Annotated in this window: 20 protein-coding genes; 6 read left to right on the forward strand and 14 right to left on the reverse strand. The window is 40.5% G+C overall.

What is annotated here, in order from left to right; genetic code table 11:
• Position 1: 1 nt before the first annotated feature.
• Positions 2-559, reverse strand: coding sequence for a hypothetical protein (locus DTA23_RS00160; protein WP_146752970.1), 558 nt, complete (start codon positions 557-559; stop codon positions 2-4).
• A gap of 231 nt (positions 560-790) precedes the next feature.
• Between DTA23_RS00160 and DTA23_RS00165 the strand changes: the two genes are divergently transcribed.
• A complete protein-coding gene (locus DTA23_RS00165; RefSeq protein ID WP_112373446.1) occupies positions 791-1,498 on the forward strand; it encodes a Crp/Fnr family transcriptional regulator in 708 nt (235 codons plus the stop codon).
• 53 nt (positions 1,499-1,551) lie between these two features.
• Here the strand turns inward: DTA23_RS00165 and DTA23_RS00170 are convergent, their stop codons facing one another.
• The 4 genes from DTA23_RS00170 to nirB are packed head-to-tail and all read right to left on the reverse strand — an operon-like array spanning position 1,552 to position 5,721.
• The gene (locus DTA23_RS00170; RefSeq protein WP_236560135.1) at positions 1,552-1,953 is read right to left on the reverse strand and encodes a hypothetical protein; all 402 of its coding nucleotides are present in this window, start codon (positions 1,951-1,953) and stop codon (positions 1,552-1,554) included.
• A 6-nt stretch (positions 1,954-1,959) separates the two neighbouring features.
• Entirely contained in the window at positions 1,960-2,772 is an 813-nt protein-coding gene (locus DTA23_RS00175) for a formate/nitrite transporter family protein (protein ID WP_112373447.1), read from the reverse strand.
• A 49-nt stretch (positions 2,773-2,821) separates the two neighbouring features.
• Entirely contained in the window at positions 2,822-3,169 is a 348-nt protein-coding gene (nirD, locus tag DTA23_RS00180; RefSeq protein WP_112373448.1) for a nitrite reductase small subunit NirD, read from the reverse strand.
• Positions 3,166-5,721, reverse strand: coding sequence for a nitrite reductase large subunit NirB (nirB, locus tag DTA23_RS00185; RefSeq protein ID WP_112374024.1), 2,556 nt, complete (start codon positions 5,719-5,721; stop codon positions 3,166-3,168). The genes nirD and nirB overlap by 4 nt, the downstream gene beginning before the upstream one ends.
• Positions 5,722-5,920: 199 nt before the next feature.
• Between nirB and cobA the strand changes: the two genes are divergently transcribed.
• Positions 5,921-6,682, forward strand: a complete 762-nt coding sequence (cobA, locus tag DTA23_RS00190; protein ID WP_112373449.1) for a uroporphyrinogen-III C-methyltransferase — start codon at positions 5,921-5,923, stop codon at positions 6,680-6,682.
• Positions 6,683-6,812: 130 nt separating this feature from the next.
• On the opposite strand, the gene DTA23_RS00195 is transcribed toward cobA, so the two are convergent.
• The gene (locus tag DTA23_RS00195; RefSeq protein ID WP_112373450.1) at positions 6,813-7,562 is read right to left on the reverse strand and encodes a DeoR/GlpR family DNA-binding transcription regulator; all 750 of its coding nucleotides are present in this window, start codon (positions 7,560-7,562) and stop codon (positions 6,813-6,815) included.
• Positions 7,563-7,566: 4 nt separating this feature from the next.
• On the reverse strand, positions 7,567-8,751 hold the full coding sequence (locus DTA23_RS00200) for an MFS transporter (RefSeq protein ID WP_112373451.1): 1,185 nt from the start codon (positions 8,749-8,751) through the stop codon (positions 7,567-7,569).
• A 74-nt stretch (positions 8,752-8,825) separates the two neighbouring features.
• Between DTA23_RS00200 and DTA23_RS00205 the strand changes: the two genes are divergently transcribed.
• A complete protein-coding gene (locus tag DTA23_RS00205) occupies positions 8,826-9,215 on the forward strand; it encodes a VOC family protein (protein ID WP_112373452.1) in 390 nt (129 codons plus the stop codon).
• 89 nt (positions 9,216-9,304) lie between these two features.
• Here the strand turns inward: DTA23_RS00205 and DTA23_RS00210 are convergent, their stop codons facing one another.
• From DTA23_RS00210 to DTA23_RS00220, 3 genes are all read right to left on the reverse strand, one after another.
• Positions 9,305-9,907 (reverse strand): hypothetical protein, encoded by a 603-nt coding sequence (locus DTA23_RS00210; protein WP_112373453.1) that lies wholly within the window; start codon positions 9,905-9,907, stop codon positions 9,305-9,307.
• A 56-nt stretch (positions 9,908-9,963) separates the two neighbouring features.
• Positions 9,964-10,218 (reverse strand): FUSC family protein, encoded by a 255-nt coding sequence (locus DTA23_RS00215; RefSeq protein WP_112373454.1) that lies wholly within the window; start codon positions 10,216-10,218, stop codon positions 9,964-9,966.
• 259 nt (positions 10,219-10,477) lie between these two features.
• On the reverse strand, positions 10,478-10,867 hold the full coding sequence (locus DTA23_RS00220; protein WP_112373455.1) for a DoxX family protein: 390 nt from the start codon (positions 10,865-10,867) through the stop codon (positions 10,478-10,480).
• A gap of 48 nt (positions 10,868-10,915) precedes the next feature.
• Here DTA23_RS00220 and DTA23_RS00225 point away from each other — a divergent pair, with 48 nt between their 5' ends.
• Positions 10,916-11,176, forward strand: coding sequence for a hypothetical protein (locus tag DTA23_RS00225; protein ID WP_159332809.1), 261 nt, complete (start codon positions 10,916-10,918; stop codon positions 11,174-11,176).
• A gap of 638 nt (positions 11,177-11,814) precedes the next feature.
• Here the strand turns inward: DTA23_RS00225 and DTA23_RS00230 are convergent.
• The 4 genes from DTA23_RS00230 to DTA23_RS00245 are packed head-to-tail and all read right to left on the reverse strand — an operon-like array spanning position 11,815 to position 15,527.
• A complete protein-coding gene (locus DTA23_RS00230; RefSeq protein ID WP_201303490.1) occupies positions 11,815-12,465 on the reverse strand; it encodes a 3-hydroxyacyl-CoA dehydrogenase NAD-binding domain-containing protein in 651 nt (216 codons plus the stop codon).
• Positions 12,440-13,576 carry a catalase family protein gene (locus tag DTA23_RS00235; RefSeq protein ID WP_112373457.1) on the reverse strand — a complete coding sequence of 379 codons (1,137 nt, stop codon included), beginning with the start codon at positions 13,574-13,576 and terminating at the stop codon, positions 12,440-12,442. Before DTA23_RS00235 ends, DTA23_RS00230 begins: the two co-directional genes overlap by 26 nt.
• A gap of 17 nt (positions 13,577-13,593) precedes the next feature.
• On the reverse strand, positions 13,594-14,949 hold the full coding sequence (locus tag DTA23_RS00240) for a Dyp-type peroxidase (protein ID WP_112373458.1): 1,356 nt from the start codon (positions 14,947-14,949) through the stop codon (positions 13,594-13,596).
• A gap of 20 nt (positions 14,950-14,969) precedes the next feature.
• A complete protein-coding gene (locus DTA23_RS00245; RefSeq protein WP_070567536.1) occupies positions 14,970-15,527 on the reverse strand; it encodes a hypothetical protein in 558 nt (185 codons plus the stop codon).
• Between the two features lie 802 nt (positions 15,528-16,329).
• On the opposite strand from DTA23_RS00245, the gene DTA23_RS00250 reads away from it, so the two are divergent.
• Both DTA23_RS00250 and DTA23_RS00255 read left to right on the forward strand, forming a co-directional pair.
• The gene (locus tag DTA23_RS00250) at positions 16,330-16,788 is read left to right on the forward strand and encodes a hypothetical protein (protein WP_112373459.1); all 459 of its coding nucleotides are present in this window, start codon (positions 16,330-16,332) and stop codon (positions 16,786-16,788) included.
• Positions 16,789-16,837: 49 nt separating this feature from the next.
• Complete coding sequence (locus DTA23_RS00255) at positions 16,838-18,148, forward strand: hypothetical protein (RefSeq protein WP_112373460.1); 1,311 nt, start codon at positions 16,838-16,840, stop codon at positions 18,146-18,148.
• Positions 18,149-18,206: the final 58 nt, after the last annotated feature.

Raw genomic sequence — 18,206 nt, forward strand, 5'->3', positions numbered from 1 at the left:
CTCATTTTTTTCTCTCGATGAATTTTTGAATTACACTCCTGTCGTTAAACATTACTTTTTTCACATAGTAACCTTTTCCACTAGAAGCCAGAGCTGCCGAATCTGCCGAAATGTAATTACAAAAAAAAGAAATCAGTTCAGGAGAAGCCTCATACACCAAATAATTCAGTCTTAAAGTTTTATTATCTGGATTCAAACATAATTGACATAAGGATTTTTCATGATCAAAAAACTCAATCTCTAGATTCGAGCAATAGTTATGTTTATGCCCTATATCATTCTTTTCAGGTTTGTACCGCTTTAACTTATCTAATTCATCGAGAAGAATGTCCCATTTCGCTAATGGAAAGGTATCATTCTTGGCCGCAAAAAAATCAACCGCATGATGTTTATAAGAATCACTCAAGTATCTTTCTTGACTATACTGTTCATCAACGAATTCTCGACTGAACAAAATCCGTAATTCCTTTTCCCGCTGTTTCTCTTTGGAACCACAGGATAAAAACAGAGGCAACATGCAATAAAGAGTAACAAAAATTAAATAAGTTCTTTGATTCATAATACTATTGGTCTTTACACTAAATCGAAGAAAACAATACATGCTGGTTTCAAATAACCGCATCAACAAGATGCCGACATTATGGAGATGCAAAATTTCATCCAGTTCCACACATTAATAAGTTAAAATCAAAAGATATACTGTTTTTATAAAAGGTAAAATAGGAATTTAAACGAATAGATAATAACTTTGGACAGATAACACACCGTCCATTATACGAATCAGACTTTGATGAAATCGAAGAAAACAAATCCTTGCGATCACTCCTGCCTTATGTGCCGTTATGTCTTACAAGATTGGCTCGGACAGATCGACCTTCATCGGAAGAATATCAAATTAAAAAAAGGTGAACAGTTTATCTCCGAAGGAGAATCCGTTCGGGGAATTTATTTCATCCAGTCGGGACTTGTCAAAGTTCACCGTAATCTGGGGGATAAAGAAACCATTGTACGATTTGCAAAAAAAGGAGATATCGTTGGCCATCGCGGAATCAGTACCGAACAAACTGTCTACCCTATTTCTGCAACAACCCTGGAAGTGTCACAGCTCTGCTTCGTCGAAATGCCGTTCTTCCTGTCCACGCTACGCATAAATCCAGAGCTGAGTTACCGGTTGATGTTGTTTTTTGCCGACGAACTACATCTTTCTGAACAAAAGATGACCCGCCTGACACAGCTCGCTGTTAAAAATCGCCTTGCCTGGAGCCTATTGTTACTTCACCGTGTTTTCAGCGACGGACATAAGGATGGATATATTGGATTATCCCTAAGCAAAAAAGACTTGGCTTCCTACGTAGGCGCTACGTACGAGACCGTATATCGTACGCTGAGCGAACTTATCGAATTAGGAGCCATCATAATGGACAAAAAAGATATTTTTATTAAAAACCTCCAGCTTTTACAGGATTTATCAGAAGAAAACAATGGGGAGTTAAACTAGCTAGAAAAGCCAACGACTCCCCAAATCATATATTCCCTTAAAAATACATCACCTTAAAATTTAAAGCCCATACCGACTCCCAATCTCCATTTACCATCAGCAGCACTCGTTTTTGCGGTATAGAATGCTGGCAGCTGAATGGCAATATGTCGGAATACAGCCGTTAAACCAAATCCCAGAGAGGGCGTGATCCAGGAGTTCTTTGGCTTCCCCGATTCAACCTTATCTTCTTTCAGTTTTAAGCTAGGTAATAGACCAAGCAACAGGCAGCTTTTGGGTGCGAATATGTATTTCACAGCTGGCCCGGTACAATTGAAGTAAACACCCCGATCGACGTAGCCCGCTACCGCAATGCCTTCAAACAAACTGCCTTTTATTATTTTTTCCTGACTATAAATTCTATCGCCAGCAATCAGCAACAAGATTAGCGTCAATAGTTTTTTCATTTGATCCATAGAAATTCAATTTTGTGAAGTTGATACCTTTTCTTTTTGATGATAAGTATAATAGATAGCCATCCCCGTAAATAGCAGACCGCCAACAATGTTTCCAGCGGTTACGATCAGCTGATTACAAAGCCACCAGTCGGAGATCGTCACTTTTGCACCAAACATCATCCCGGCAGGGATCACAAACATGTTAACAACAGCGTGCTCATAACCTAATGCAAAGAATATAAAGATCGGAATACCCGCAGCTAGAATTTTACCAAGGGTAGACTTAGAAGTCATGGACATCACCACGCCCATACAGACCATCCAATTACACAGAATAGCTTTGACAAAAGCCGAAAACAAACCCGCCGCACCATGACTGCTGTATCCAAGGGTTTTCTTTTCACTGATCAGAATCAGACTATGTTCGATATTTCCGAGCTGGCTCGACTGCCCGGTCTCTGTGCTAGCCGCCCAGAACAAAATCGCAAAGAGCACACTGCCCAACAAGTTGCCCAGAAAAACCCAGAAAAGATTATTGGCCATCGCCTTAAAATTGATCTTACCTTCAAACCAGGCTAAAGGCACCAGCGAAAAGCTTCCCGTCACCAGCTCCAGACCAAGGATAACGATAATGACAAAACCCACCGGAAAAACAAATGCACCGACTAAGCTCAGTCCCGTCTGGGAAGTCGCCAATAGTGCGAGTGTGACAGAAATTGCCAATAAGGCTCCTGACAATGCTCCCCGTATCAATAGATCTTTGATTGGAAGCGTAGATTTGTAGATTGCGGTATTCATCATTGCACCAGCAACCTCTTTTGGGCTAATATAATCCATGGTATTTTTGTTTTTAAAAGGTTTTAGATTCAGTTATTTATTAGCTTAGCTAAGCAGTCATTCCAATAAAAACACTTCCGTTTTCAACCTTCACCGGGTAAGTTTTAATCGCACATTCATCACCCGAAAGACATTCACCTGTGTCTAGGGCAAAGGTTTTTTTATGGAAAGGACAAGCGACTTTCGGCGTCTCACCCAAAGAGCCCAACATCCCGCGGCTTAAAATCATCTGCCGTTTGTGCGGACATTCATTCTGCGTGGCATACCACTCATTGCGGCGGGCAAAATAAAACAAGGCCACCTGTTCGTTATTCAATTTAAGACAGACTCCGCCGTTTTCAATGGCATCTTCAATCCGGCAAGCCTTCAGCCACTGCATGTCAATTTGCATATTCATATGATTTCAATTAAAAGGTTTAGTGATTCTATATTTAATAAGTATTGATGTTCCAATCTGCAGCTTTCTTTCTGTCCGCGAAAGCTTTCGAAGCGAACAGTTTCATCCTTCTCCTCTGGTGCATTTACAAAATGAACAAAGCGTTTACGAATTTCCGGATCCTCCACAGCGACTTTCCATTCACAGCGATAACTATCAACAAGCAGCTGCATATCCTGTTCCCAGGAATCACCCATCCCCAGACTATCCTGTACCACAACATTTCTTAGATAATCTATTCCGCCCTCCATTTTATTGAGCCAGGTAGCAGTCCGCGTTAACGGATCCGCGGTGCGGATATAAAACATCAAAAAACGATCGATATAACGGATACAGGTTTCACTATCGATATCCGAGGCTAATAATAAGGCATGCTGCGGCTTACTTCCACCGTTGCCGCAAACATAAAGGTTCCAACCTTTTTCGGTTGCAATAATTCCAAAATCCTTACTCTGCGCTTCAGCACACTCGCGAATACAACCACTAACGGCCGACTTGATCTTATGCGGAGCACGTAGTCCACGATAGCGTTCCTCTATCCGTATCGCAAAAGAAACACTATCGTGCAACCCAAACCGACACCAGGTACTGCCTACACAGCTTTTAACAGTCCGTAATGCCTTACCATAAGCATGTCCACTTTCAAAACCCGCAGCAATAAGTTCTTCCCAAATCAATGGCAGATCATTGAGATGTGCACCAAATAAGTCAATGCGCTGTCCACCCGTAATTTTTGTATATAACCTGTATTTCTTGGCCACCTCCCCAATAACGATCAGTTTATCCGGGGTAATTTCACCGCCTGGAATACGCGGGACCACCGAATATGTCCCACCCTTTTGTATATTAGCCAGATAACGGTCGTTGCTATCCTGAGCCACATCATTACCCTTGCCAAGAATCATCTCGTTCCAAAGACTGGCAAGCAAGGAAGACACCAAAGGTTTACAGACTTCGCATCCATGGCCATGGCCCAGCACATCCAATACATGATCATAACTTTTGAGCTCGTGGATCTTGATCAGATCATAAAGCTCCTGACGGCTCAAATCGAAATGTTCGCAGATGGTACTCCGGATATATTTCCCTTGCTGTTTCATGGTGTAATTAACAAGGTCCTTAATCATCGGCACACAGCCGCCGCATCCTGATCCGGCTTTGGTACATTTCTTTACGGCGTCCGCATTTTCACAATTTTTAGTTGCTACAGCATCACAAATCTGTGCTTTAGAAACTCCTTCACAACTGCAGATTAGCGCCGCATCAGGAAGAGCCTCTAGACCAGAAGAAGCCGACCTACTTTCACGCTGCTGGTCGAAAAGGAGAAGTTCTGGATGTTCTGCTAATGGGAGGTTATTGTTAACCATCTGAAGCAACATGTTGTAACTTGTCGCTTCCCCGACAAGTATTCCGCCCAATAGCCGCGTTCCATCTGTACTGACGTTTAGTCGTTTATAAATACCCTTATTACGATCCTCCAATAAGATCGTTCGAGCATAAGGTTCACTGATAAAAGGATCTCCAAAACTTGCCACATCAACTCCCATCAGTTTCAGTTTAGTGCTCATATCAAACCCTATAAAAGATTTTTCTTCTCCTATGATTTGAGCTGCCGCAATTTCAGCCATCTCATACCCAGGCGCCACCAGACCATAAATCATATCATTCACCAAGGCGCATTCACCGATGGCATAAACTGAAGGGTCTGAGGTCTGCATCTGTGCATTCACCAAAATTCCACCCCGTTCACCGACAGCTAGGCCCGACTTCTTGGCGAGTTCGTCACGGGGACGTATACCAGCCGATATCACCAGCAGATCTGTCGCCATGGAGGTGCCGTCGTTAAAGGCGACTCCTGTGAGGCGATCATCACCTAGCAGTTGACTTGTGGATTTTTGCAATAAGCAACGCAAGCCCAATTCCGCGAGCTTATGCTGCAAAAGCACACTTGCACTATCGTCGATCTGGCGTGGCATCAGGCGCGGAGCAAATTCAATCACAGCAGTTTCTTTTAGGCCAAGATCTAGGAGAGCTTTAGCCGCTTCAAGACCCAAAAGTCCGCCCCCCATGACCGTACCAGTTTTGACCTTTGCCGCATAAGCCTTAATCAACTCCAAGTCTTCGATTGTACGGTAGAGAAACACCCCTTCTTTCTCAATCCCAGGAATAGGAGGAACAAAAGGGGAAGAACCTGTCGCAAAAACCAAATAGTCATAATTTAATGTAATCCCTTTTAGAGACTTCACTTCCTTTTTCAAGAGATTTATAGCAATAACAGGATCATCTAAATGGATTTTTACATTATTCTCTATATACCACTCATTTTTTAGCAAAAAAAGTTCATTAATGGACGAAACTTTGAAGTAATCTGTCAAATGAACACGATCATAAGCACGAATTGACTCCTCTGCGAATACAGTTATACCTAGGTTATTAGATTTTTGCTTTAATTTTTCACAAATCTTATTACCAACCATACCATTTCCGATAATAACAACATTTTTTCTATCCATAATCATAATTTTTATTGAAAAAAATCAATTTACACTTTCAATAACACTAATTTATGGAATAAAAAATCAAAAAATCAAAATAAATATGATTTTTATAATATTTTTTCAAAAATAAAACATAAAAATTAACACAAAACATGATTTTAGTCATATTTTTTTAATACTTTTATATAAAATAAAAACAAAAAAAAAGGATATAATGAAAGAAATAAAGAAAAAAACCTTATTTATTGTAGGTTCTGGACCGGGAGACCCCGAATTACTTACCATAAAAGCTTATAAAGCGATAGAAAATGCTGAAGTGATCTTATATGACAACCTAATTAATCAAGAAATCCTTCAAATAGCAGACAAAAACTGCTTAAAACACTATGTTGGCAAGCATCCTTATGGAAAATACGTTCCTCAGGAAGAAATAAATGAACTTATCCTACATTACTGCAGCAAATTCGACAGGGTGCTACGACTTAAAGGTGGTGATCCCTATCTTTTTGGCCGGGGTTTTGAAGAATGGCTTACCGTGCAAAACAGATCCATTGACATCACCTATATTCCGGGTATCAGCAGCATGCAAGGCGCAGGCCTTCATAATATTCCATTAACACATCGCGGTGTAAGTGAAGGCGTATGGGTATTGACAGGCATGAAGAAAGATGGAACCCTTTCATCCGATCTGCAACTAGCGGTTCAGAGCAGATCTACAGTAGTTATCTATATGGGCATGCGTAAGCTCGACGAAATTGCACGTACTTATGTGTTACACGGTAAAGGAGAAACAACAGCCTCGATTATACAGCACGCAAGCTTACCTCAACAAAGACAAGTGCATTGCAAAGTCAAAGATCTCGTAAAAATAAGCAAAGAGTATAACATGGGACATCCAGCCATCATTATCATCGGCGACGTCGTGAATCTACAACATACATTGACACTGGCTACCGAAAAAAGGCACATCATCTAACGCTATCTGCCCGTCATTCTGCCGGACACAACAATACCACTTCGCAGCAGCACGTAAACAGAAGAGCTTGCCGCAGGGATGAATATTCGCTGAATTCGACCACAATACAAGGCCAAAATAGTCAGGCCGTCTATACAATCTGCAGATCCATATTTCTAAAGGGATTCAGTTCGGAATCATTGGAGTCCAGGTCGGTGATTAATGCCGTGAGCGAATCTATTGGACATACCCTAAACAGTTCCCCTTGATAAAGCTTATTCTGGCTGGCTAAGGCTATTGTTTTCTTTGCACATTGCACCATCATCTTTTTTGTTTCGCCATCTGCAGCTGACGTTGCCGATACACCGAGCTCAGGATCTACAGCACAAGTTCCCATAATAAAGATATCGGCGTTATATTTAGCAACTTCCATACAGGTTGTGATGCCTGAAGTTACAGCCAGATCGGGTTCAAAATTACCACCCAAAAAAATAAGTTCTACATTTTTGAACTTCTCGAGCAGCGGCACTATGGAAAAATTATTTGTAACCATCCGGATCAGGATATCCAATGGCATCGCATTCACTACGGCCCATGTCGTAGTGCCACCATCCACAAAAAGGGTCATGCCATCTTTCAGAAACGGCTGTACTTTTAATGCAATAATATCTTTTTCTTTGGTCAGAAACGATTGCCTATCCTGGAAAGTCAACGGATCTTTTTCGCGAAGCATAGCCCCACCCCTGGTCTTGGAAAGCAAGCCGTTCCGATAGAGAAGATCTATGTCGCGACGGATGGTATCTTCCGATACCGCCAACAATACCGCCAGTTCTTCAAATTTCACCTTCCTCCGACTCGCCAATTCGCGGAGTATTACCTCAAAACGCTCTTCTTTTAACATGCTACTACTTCCTGATTTTATAGATAAGGGCTACCACTAGAAAAAGTAAAGCTATTGTTTCGAAAGCAATGATCAAAGAAAAATGCTGTGCAATAGCACCCAAAAGCGCCGGTCCTGCCAGCTGACCTGCATAGCCCATGGTTGAAATAACCGGAATGGCTACTGTCGGTGAAAGTCCTTCAATCCGGCCACCCTCGCTAAAAAATACAGGGACAATATTGGCGGCTCCCAGTCCCAACAGGACAAATCCAACAAGTGTAACAGAAAGCCAGGGACTAAATACCAGGATCAAAATACCTAATGACGCCAATAGGCTCCCACCGATCACCACCACTTTACTATTCAGCTTGCTTACTAATCGATCTCCCTGCAATCTCATCACCGCCATCGCTACGGAGAAGGCCGCATATCCAATTCCCGTAAATTCCGGAGATACGCCTTTGTGATCCCGCAAGAATATGGCGCTCCAATCCAACATCGCTCCCTCCGACAGAAAGGCGATGAAACACATCAGTCCAAGTACCAGCACACTCCACCTGAGCCATTGAAATCTTTTTTTGGAAACCCGAGTCTCATCAATGTGGGAAAACTCGACAATGATTTCCTTTTCCTTATGGTAACCCAGCAGCTTTCGATATTGTAAGATCAATAGCAGTATTAAAAAGATAGCGATAGTAACTGCCGCATAAATCGGAATTAGCCCCATCTTTATCAGAAAACCCAAGCCGATCGATCCAAATAGGCCACCTACGCTGAACAGCCCATGTAAAGATGACATGATCGGTTTACCCATGGCATTCTGAACCTGCACACCATGTGCGTTCATAGCCACATCTATACTACCTATACTGCAGCCAAATATAAAAAGAACACAGGCCATCAAATAGCTATTTGTTACCATCAACAGAACAGGGAGCACAACGGCAGCAATTATACCTGAGATCAAAATCACTTGTCTACTCCCAAGTTTCCCGATAAAAAAACCAGAGAGAGGCATCGTTAATAGTGCACCACCACCCAAACACAGCAGTAAAAGCCCCAGTTCTCCATCGTTAAGACCAAGACGGTCCTTGGCGAAAGGTACCATCGGTGCCCAGCTTGATAGCGCGAGGCCACATACCAAAAACATAACCTGTGTCGCTGTTTTTGCCTTAATTATCGATTCGTTAATGATCGGTTTGTTCAACATTCTGATAAATTTTACATTGCAATATTATGCAAATTTGCATAATATTGCAATGTAATTAAATAAAAAGATTTGCCATGCGAATAGAACACCTCGCCCTGTGGGTCGATGACCTCGAGAAAATACGTGCTTTTTACGCCAAATACTTTGGTACTGTTAGCGGAGAAAAATACCATAACCCGAAGAAAGGGTTTTCATCCTACTTTCTTAAATTCCGCGAGTCAGACGCACGTTTAGAGATTATGAACCGTATTGATATCACTGCAGCAGCAGCTGACAGAAGCCTGAGCAAAGGTTATACCCATCTAGCCCTAAGCGTCGGTGGAAAAGATGCTGTCGATAAGTTGACCGAGCAATTACGGTTGGATGGATATATTATCGAAAGCGAACCCCGTACGACGGGCGATGGGTATTATGAAAGTGTCATACTTGATCCAGAGGGAAATCCAATAGAAATTGTAGCTTAAACGAAAAAAAATAAAGCATCTCGATGGTGTTCGAGGTGCTTTACCTTAATCCGTATGAAAAGAAAGTCCAAAAGGCCTATTTAAGGGATTCAATTACGATTTTTTATAACAGGATCGATCCAGTAGTAGTCGTGGTCGGTATGGGAAAAGAACTCCATGGGGGTGACGTGACAATCAATGGTGTCGCTGAGCCCATCGTCGGTATAACTGACTACCTCTTCGGAGGGAAGCACCATACCGCTCATAATGGAACCATAGTCCAGGCAATGAAGATCCGACATCAGTACATTGACATGATTCGATACGACCCATTGTTCCATTTCTTCCTTACTGACACGTTTTACACGATCGGCCAAAAAGCGAGCTTCCTCCAGCTCTTTTTCAACGCTGTCCGGAAAAAATAGTAGTAAAAATGCCTCATACTTTTCAACGTCTTTATTTCGAATTGCTTCATTCCGTAGAAACAGCTTCTCGCCCATCTGTCCATACTGGTCCGCATATTTTTTCAGTTCCATCTGCGCAAGTTCCTGATCCGACCATTTTTGCAGCTCGGATAAGGCATACACCTCCGTACCTTGTCCGTCACAGCGGTTGAGGTATTCCCAGATATCGCCCTGCACGACTTTAGGTTTCTTCTGCTCCAGCACATTGTAGCCTTGGGCTATCCATGCGTCTATTTGTTCCCTTCTCATGTTCTGCTATTCTTTTAAAAAGAAACAACAGCGCAACTGCAATGGTTTGCTTTTTTCTATTTGAGATTCCGGGCTTTCAACTCCGCATCGACAGCCTTTTCATTTTTACCAAAATATTTATAGGCTAGGACCGCCAGAATCAGGGGAAAAATTGTCGGCCAGGTTATGCCTGCGACGAATACACTGTAGGCAGCTATCCCTAAACAAAAGCCAATGATCGATGCATTGATGATTTTCGTGGGTTTGGCTTTCTTCTTAAGAACCAACAACTCTTCATTACTGAGTTCATTTAATTTCTTTTCTTCCATCATGTCTATACTTTTATAGGTTAGTTATTTTGTATGTTGATGCGAATATAATTATTTAAATGGGCAATAAAAAAACAGAAAAGGTTGGAAATTAGCAAAAATAATAGCGCAAAAAAATAAAAAAGGTCGGATGAAAATGGAACACCCGACCTTTTTAACTAAGTTACTCCTTACATGGATATCTATAGGACAACAGCCGCAGGCAGATGGTTTGTTTTTTTTCCAATTTGTATCAGCTTCTGATCGACCAGTTTTCACCCAATCAGCTCTTGCTTGTACTTTGCAATGCCCAGGCCACCAATAGGGGTTGAAAAAATAAACGGGCGAGCCGCTTTCCATCCGTATCCAATCCAAAGCCATCCCGATGGTCTGTATATTGGGCAATATTTCCGGGAAACACGGCTGCAAAAAATGCTGCTGCAATTTTTCCAACGTTCGATCGCTGTTTGGCAGGTGCTAAAATCAATGTAGCACCAAGAGCAATTTCCGCAAAACCCGAATATACAACCGTATCATCTTTGGAGATCGGAACCCAGTCTGGCACCTGAGCCTGAAATTCCTTACGGGCAAAGGTCAGATGTCCAATACCGGCAACAACCAAAAAAGCACCTAATCCAACCCGTGCAATCTTCTGCATATGTGATTTATCCATAGCTTTTTTATTCAAAGTACATCATTCGACGTAAAATTGTTTGACCTATTGCAACGCATCAATGTCATAGCCTATGATCAGAAAGAACAGCAACATATTACAAGTTTACTCAACGAGGCTGTCGTTATGCCCAAGCGTGTTGATTTGATGTGCTATCCTACCGATGATTTTTGGGTGCGGAAAGGAATGGGGATCGAAGGAATAACAAAAAGCGGCCGATCTCCTCAGAGCAAGGCCGCTTTTTCAGATAGACAAATGGTACGTCACTGCATCCTGGCTCTTTCCTGTAGTGCAGATCGGTATCACTAACGGAACAACTGCCGGCACTCAAACGTTTTCGAAGAAATATAAGAACAGCTGCCTTTCTCAAATCCAAAACCTGAGCATGTTTCCCTATATTTATACCCATGCTCCTAGAGCTACTGTTATGTCAATTTCTTAATACTCGATTAAACGGGTTGAAAAAACTTACAAACAGGCAGTTTGAGATCAGGAGCCGGAGCTCGCAAAAAGTAGTCTCAACATCAAAAGTTTAGCGCTTCTCGGGCGTTCCTCAAAGGTGAAATGGACACAAGGAAGAGATACGCTACAGCTGTCTTTACCCACTGTCAAGAACCCAAAAATCCCGAATTACGTGTATAAGATCGAATCGAATTAGACCAACGCCTATTTCACAAATCGTCTTACTCCCTTTAACAAAAAGCTCCTTGATCATTGATTGATCAGTGAGCTTTTACAATCAACACACTATTCTTACCATGATGCTATCCGTCGGACGGTATTGTAAAAAACTATTGCTTCAGCTGCAACGAATCGTAAGCCAAAGCGATCGGATATAAATCCACAGAAAAGACTAGTCTTAAAATGTACATCTTTGCTTTAACGACAAAAGACAAAGTACACACATGAAAAAATATATTATCGTATTCAGTCTATCCTTACTTACGTTAAGCGTCTCGGCGCAGAAGAAAAAGAAAAAATAGGGCCCGCCACCCGTGGTGAACTTCCTTATTCACGACAATAGGCACCATACCGATATCTTTAGAAAACTGAATAATTTCTTTCTTGATATTTTCATCCGTTTTAGGATGTGCCATGATTTCAGCTGTATTGCGCAACCATATTTGATTGGCAAAATGTAGATTCAAAAACTGTTGTGGCCTACCCGTACTATCTGCAAATTGACTCGGCAATAAGGTAGAAGAATTACTTGCAAAAATCGTTTTGTCAGCAGCCAATTGCGCTGCCTGTTTGTAAAAATCCTTTTTTATTTGGATTTCTTCTGGAATAGCTTCAATAAGCAAATCGGCATCTTTAAGCGCTTCCTCCAGATTACTCGTATAGCTCAAATGCTCCTTTGCCGCTGCTATTTGCGCATCGGTAGCTTGAATATCGATACGATAATTTTTTGCTAAATCATCAAATTTTGATTTTGCTCTATTTACAATCTCCGCATTGATGTCATAAACGGTAACATCAAAACCGTGAAAAGCAGTCTGAAAAGCGATTTGATAACCCAAAACACCACTACCCGCTACGGTGATTTTTTTATTGAATTCATTTGTACGACAATTAAAGTTTATAAAAATTAGGGTCAAAGGCTTCTTGCAAATTCGTTGGCTCTCTTCTTTTTTTATGATTAAGATCGTGCCTTGCCGTGGAAGAAGTGACGTATGCCGATTGCCTTGCTCTTTGCAAATTGCCTATAGGCGCATTTTCTTCCAACGTGCGGAATGGTGTAAAAGATAAATTTTCCATCACATCAAAATTGCCATCTACAGGAACCTGTTGTTTCGGAATTCTAATTTTTGCAACCGTTTGAAAAGGCGATAATTCCTGCGACCATTCTTCGGTCAGATCATTAATCGGCATCTTTTTTAGGTCTTTGCACAACTGAATTTGCAATTCAAAAGTCAAATCGTTTTTCGCAATTTCTTTGATAATCCCCTTGCGGTAAGGCCAATCGGCACTATCTATATCAATATCTTTTTCGGTAATAAGATTTTGAGTTTCGACAGTAGGTGCAATTCGAATTTTCGCCATATAATCGCCATGACGAACAGCACCCATACTGTAAAATTCATACAAAAAACTGTTTATAGAAGGGATTTTTTCAAATGTTTTTAAAGCGCCCAATTCCTTTAATGCTTCAAAATTTGGGAAAGCTTTTTTGTTTTCAGTCACCCATAAAGTGGCAAATTCCAACTTACCCAAAGCACCTCTTTCAAAGAAATCGTTTAGCTGTAAAAATAACTTCGAAATAAACACATAATGTGCTGCCGTGTTGCAGAAAAACACTGGATTATTAATCAAATTATAATCAACATTAGGTGAATCTTCCTCACCCGGAGCTAATTTTTTACCTTTAATACCAAAAATTTTCAACGCAAAACCCTGTGCATTTCCGCTTAATTTATCGGGCAACACACGAGATGATCCGTTCGAAAACCGCACGACAGCTTCGTATTTTCCAGCTTGCTTATAAATGCCTTGAGCCAGTTCTTCGGGTAGATTGGTTAAAATTTCAACCTCTGCTTTTAGTGCGGCATAGCCATTGGCATGCGCATCACGCGTATGGTGTGCTATTTTACTAATCTCAGGCGTATTTCTGATATAATCTTGAATATCTTTATTAATCTTAGCTATATATTTGTCAAAATTCGCAGGAATTTCTTCTAAATCATAGCTGTATTTTACATTTTCGCTCATGCTTACATTTTTAGCTGTTACAATTCACTGATCCATTTTAGAGCGGACATACTCGGAATAAAACAATATTCACCACCTTTTACTAAGTTGAACGTTTGCAAACCACGGTATCTTTTCACCAATGGATCGGCAGGCATCGTAAACAATCCCTCTTTATCCTGAACGCCAATCATTGGGTCTTTTTCGGTTCCCAAATTCTGAGAATTCCCATCATTTGCCCATTGTTTTTGCAAAAATTCAAGCGTTCCCATCGCATCAGCACTGATACCCATGAAATATTGACCCCGCTCTTTGCCATCATCCTTGGTAACTTCTGGTGGAACAATGTCCCCAAAAGTCACACTACGTCGAATAATGCGGTGCAGACGCTCATCTTCCAACACAAATGATTTGGAATCTCTAGGATTCATTCTTCGGATATGCGAACTGAAAGGACATTTTTTACCATCTTCATCCCCTTTGAAAGAGAAATGATTGTTCTTGTTCATATCCTCACCAAGCTCTTTATCGTCTTTATCCGCCGACAAAACCAGCGGAGCACCACTTCGCCAACGTCCCACCATTTTCGCAGCCAAAAGTTCGCCCTCTTCGGCAGAATTGGTATTTTCTTGAATGTATTTATTGAAATCGGCAACTTGACTTTGGTATTTTCTAAAAATCATAAACGAGCTGTTCTTGCCCAAAACATCGGGTTGCGGATACGGTTTCGTAATGTCGCCTTCGCCAGGGTAGCCCAACACAAATTCGCCAGCTTTCAAGGGTCTATCAAAACCTGGAGGAACATCAATACCGCTGCCTTCAATTTCGGGATTGCTGATGCCATCGCGGAATCCAAAGACATTTTTCACTTCTTCGGTCGCCCCAAAATCGTGACTAATTAAAACCTGAACGCCAGAACTATCGTGTAATTTGGATTTAAACTCTTCAAATTTTGCCTTCCAATCGGTTTTGTTATTGGCAATAATAGCTGCCGCAATATGGATGTTGGCATTTTTGAAATCCCTCTCCCAACTTTTAGGATCATTAACCCCGATATCATTTAAAAAACCAGCCCTTTTAGCCATTCCTTCCTTGAAAGATTCAGGAAAAGAATCCAAAGAATCTTTGGGAAGGCCAATTTTCTCCAATCCTTTATAGGTGAAGGTAATAGAAACCGAAGAGCCGTCATTTTGATCCCAATTTTCTGCTGAATTCACCAAAGGAATTAGGTTTTTCAACGTCTGTTTTGCGTTAGTCGCATCTTTAATCTCCAAAAGAGCCACTGTACCGTAATAAGGAATTGGTCTGCTTCGGAGTACCAAAGCCTGAATTTCTTCTAATGCTATATTGACTTTATCCCTATTGAAAATTCTTTTTAAGAAATCTATTGCCATAATGAATCTATTTAGTAGGGTTATTTTTCAATTTTGTTCGCGTCGTCAATAGCTTTATTTAGACCAGTGATGATTTTGTCGTTTCTGCGAATATCATTCACCGTTAAGTGCGGAACCCCCACATACCAACCTGTAGCCGTGATTTGTTTGCTTAAAATAAAATCTTTAATCGTAGGATCTTTGATACCCGGCCAGCCTTCGATATTCCCAAAAATAATGTCCATCAACTGTGGAATTTTTGTAGCGAAGTCGTTGATATAAGCATCCCAATCGCCGTCATAAGCGGTACAGAAAAGAATTTTTTTATCATCATCGAACAATACAATTCTCAAATCGTGAAGCGTACCTACTTTGGTTGCTCCTTTCAGGTTTCCGTTGGCAATTTCCATGATTTTACGCAGGTTGTCTGCACCTCCTGGTTTCAAATCTGCCATAGCGGTAAGCTCTGAAACACGACCCGAACGCAATCCTTTTCTACCTGCCGAAGTGGTAGAATGATCGTAACCATCTTCAATTCCTTCGGATAAATTTGCTTTAATAAGCTCTGCTGTAAGTTTTAAATTATCAAATAGTGACATAATATGAGTGTTTTTAATTTATAAATTCATTCTTGCTGATTGATTTGAAATGACACGAATAGATTTCTCATTTCAGCTTAGGATGCTTTTAAATTCTATATATTAACAATAAGAAAACACATATATAATGTAGTTGATCTTGTTTTTGTACATATCTAATTTCATATATTATAGACCTTAGTAGCATTAAAACAACGTAGTTAAGAAATTGTTTTTTGTGATTAAAATATATCTACATATGTGACTTAATACAAAGCGCTTTGTCCTTTTATTTTGTAGTCATGTAGTCACGTGTTTTTTAAAACTTTTCAATTACAATGAAAAATCGGAGAAAATACTCAACAAACAGAATTCACCTCATTAGCTCCTCTTATTGCATACTCAAGGTTTAGTTGACTATCATGCCTAAAATAAGGCTCAATATAAAATAAAAGGACACAAATGATATATTCAATGATTAATAATAAAAACCCAAACGATACAATTCGCACACCTCTTTTCATATTTTGTTAAGCTAGTCTACTATAAATTACTTTCATACTTGTTCCTCTCTCAGAAATCATACTCACATTAAATGATCCAGAATTAAAGAATGAAGTGTTTTTTTTGGCCTTTTTTTTACTGAAGCAAATATATAACTTTATTTACTTGGAAATAAAAATTGTAACCATTACTGAAGATCTAGCTCAATTCACCAACAAATAATTATATTCTCCATAGTTGATAATATAATATACCAGTTGGCGATCCTAACCGCTTCAGCAGATTGGACGATTGATATGGCAAAATTAGCGATAAGCACATGAAAAACTTCGACAGAAACGGAAACGAGTACAAAATGAAACCCCAATTAGGAACCTATGTTCCTTTGGTTGCTATATTTTCTATTATGACCCTAGTTGGGTTCATCAAAATGCCGGAATCCCCTTTCAAATGGTGGATGCTGGGAGTTGTCGTAATCTTGATGATTTCCCTGCTTAGAGCCTATTTTATCATTGACATGGACAGAAGGGAAATGCGCGTCCGCAAGGGACTTTTAGGCAAAGAGGTGACTGTTCCGCTGGAAAGCCTACAGGGATTTACAATCCATAAACTCAAGCAGTACGGCCTCATCACCGTGAGCGTATCGCTTCACGCCCGTTATCGAAATGAAGATGGTAAAGAAAAGAAGGTGCAGCTCGCACAGCATTATTTTACAAAACCGATACAGCGAATATGTAATGAGATCGACGAAATCATCGCTGAAGAGAATAATCGGTGATCCGCTTATCCATAATCCTTAAGCCTGTTGAAACCCCACTCTTTCGATTATGCCCGATTTAAGAATCCTAAAACGACAATTTCTACATGCACTGAAACGCGGAACAGGTGAAGCATATCTGATCGTAAAAGAGCATCCGGAAATTGACTTTTCAAATCAAATTATACAAGGTGCATTAAACATTTTCGCCTATGACGGGCAATGTGAAGGCGACCGGGCAACTTATATTTTTGAGATTATTTCTATTTCAACACAAAAAGACAAAATCCGTAGAGCCGTTTTGCAGGGCTTGGCAAAAGAACAGGATGACACCTGGAATCTGACACATTTGTTTGCCCTGGCAAAACTTTACGCGCAGCAAAATGACACCGAGGCAAAACAAGCTATTTATGACCGGTTTTTAAACAATCCGATCGTCGGCGCTGATTGGGTCGGCGCTCATGAAATACTAGAACTTGATGGACTAAACGGCTTATTTTACGTAGCCGAGAAATTTGGAAAACACATTGAACAACACCCTGACGATTGGCAAGACGATGGCATAATTCAGCATTTTCAAGCAAAAAACCAAAGCATACAGGTTGCTGAAGAACTTAAAAAGAAAGCCCAAACCAATAAGTTCATTCGATTTTACCTTGACAACATACAGCGAACAGAAATAAACCAGAAAACACAGCGGACAAAACCCCAAAAATACAAAGACATCATTGATGAAGTGTTAAATAGCAAAGCCCGGATTTCTTTTGCAAGAATGAGAAAGCTAACAGAAGAAGAGATAAACACCATTGCAAAGCATCTTTTGAAAGAAACGGACCAGGGAAATATTGAACGCCTTTTGGATATTTTTGACTTTCACAAATTTCCTTATGATAGCCAATTCATTTTAGACTTTGCTAAACAAAAGGGAACAGGCAAAAACAGCATAGCTGAAAATGCCCTTAATGCACTAAAACATCTAAAAAGCAAAGCCATTAGAGACTTTGCTCTGGAGAAAATACAAACAGCCAAAAATCCGATTGACTATTTAGAATTGCTGATTTCTAATTACAGAAGTGGCGACTCGAAGCTACTGACCGAAATCGCCGAAAAGGCAAAAAATGAACACGAAATTGAGCGATTGGCAGGGATATACACAGCTATTTTCAAAAAAAACAACACCAAATCCTGTAAAAATCCCCTTGAAATCCTGTATAGCAAAATGAATTGTGCGCTTCACAGAAAAGATATCATAGAAGTCCTGCTGCATAACAACGTTCTCTCCGACACGATAGAAAAAGAACTTCACTATGACTGCAACCTGGAAACAAGGATGATAGCTCTTCAAGCTGGGTTGCAGCATCCTAGTGACCGTAATTTCTGATTAAATTCTCCAGCACCTTATTGTTCAAAGCCGTGAAATACCTAAATATTATTATCTT

This window comes from Sphingobacterium multivorum, from assembly GCF_900457465.1.
Lineage (GTDB): Bacteria > Bacteroidota > Bacteroidia > Sphingobacteriales > Sphingobacteriaceae > Sphingobacterium > Sphingobacterium multivorum.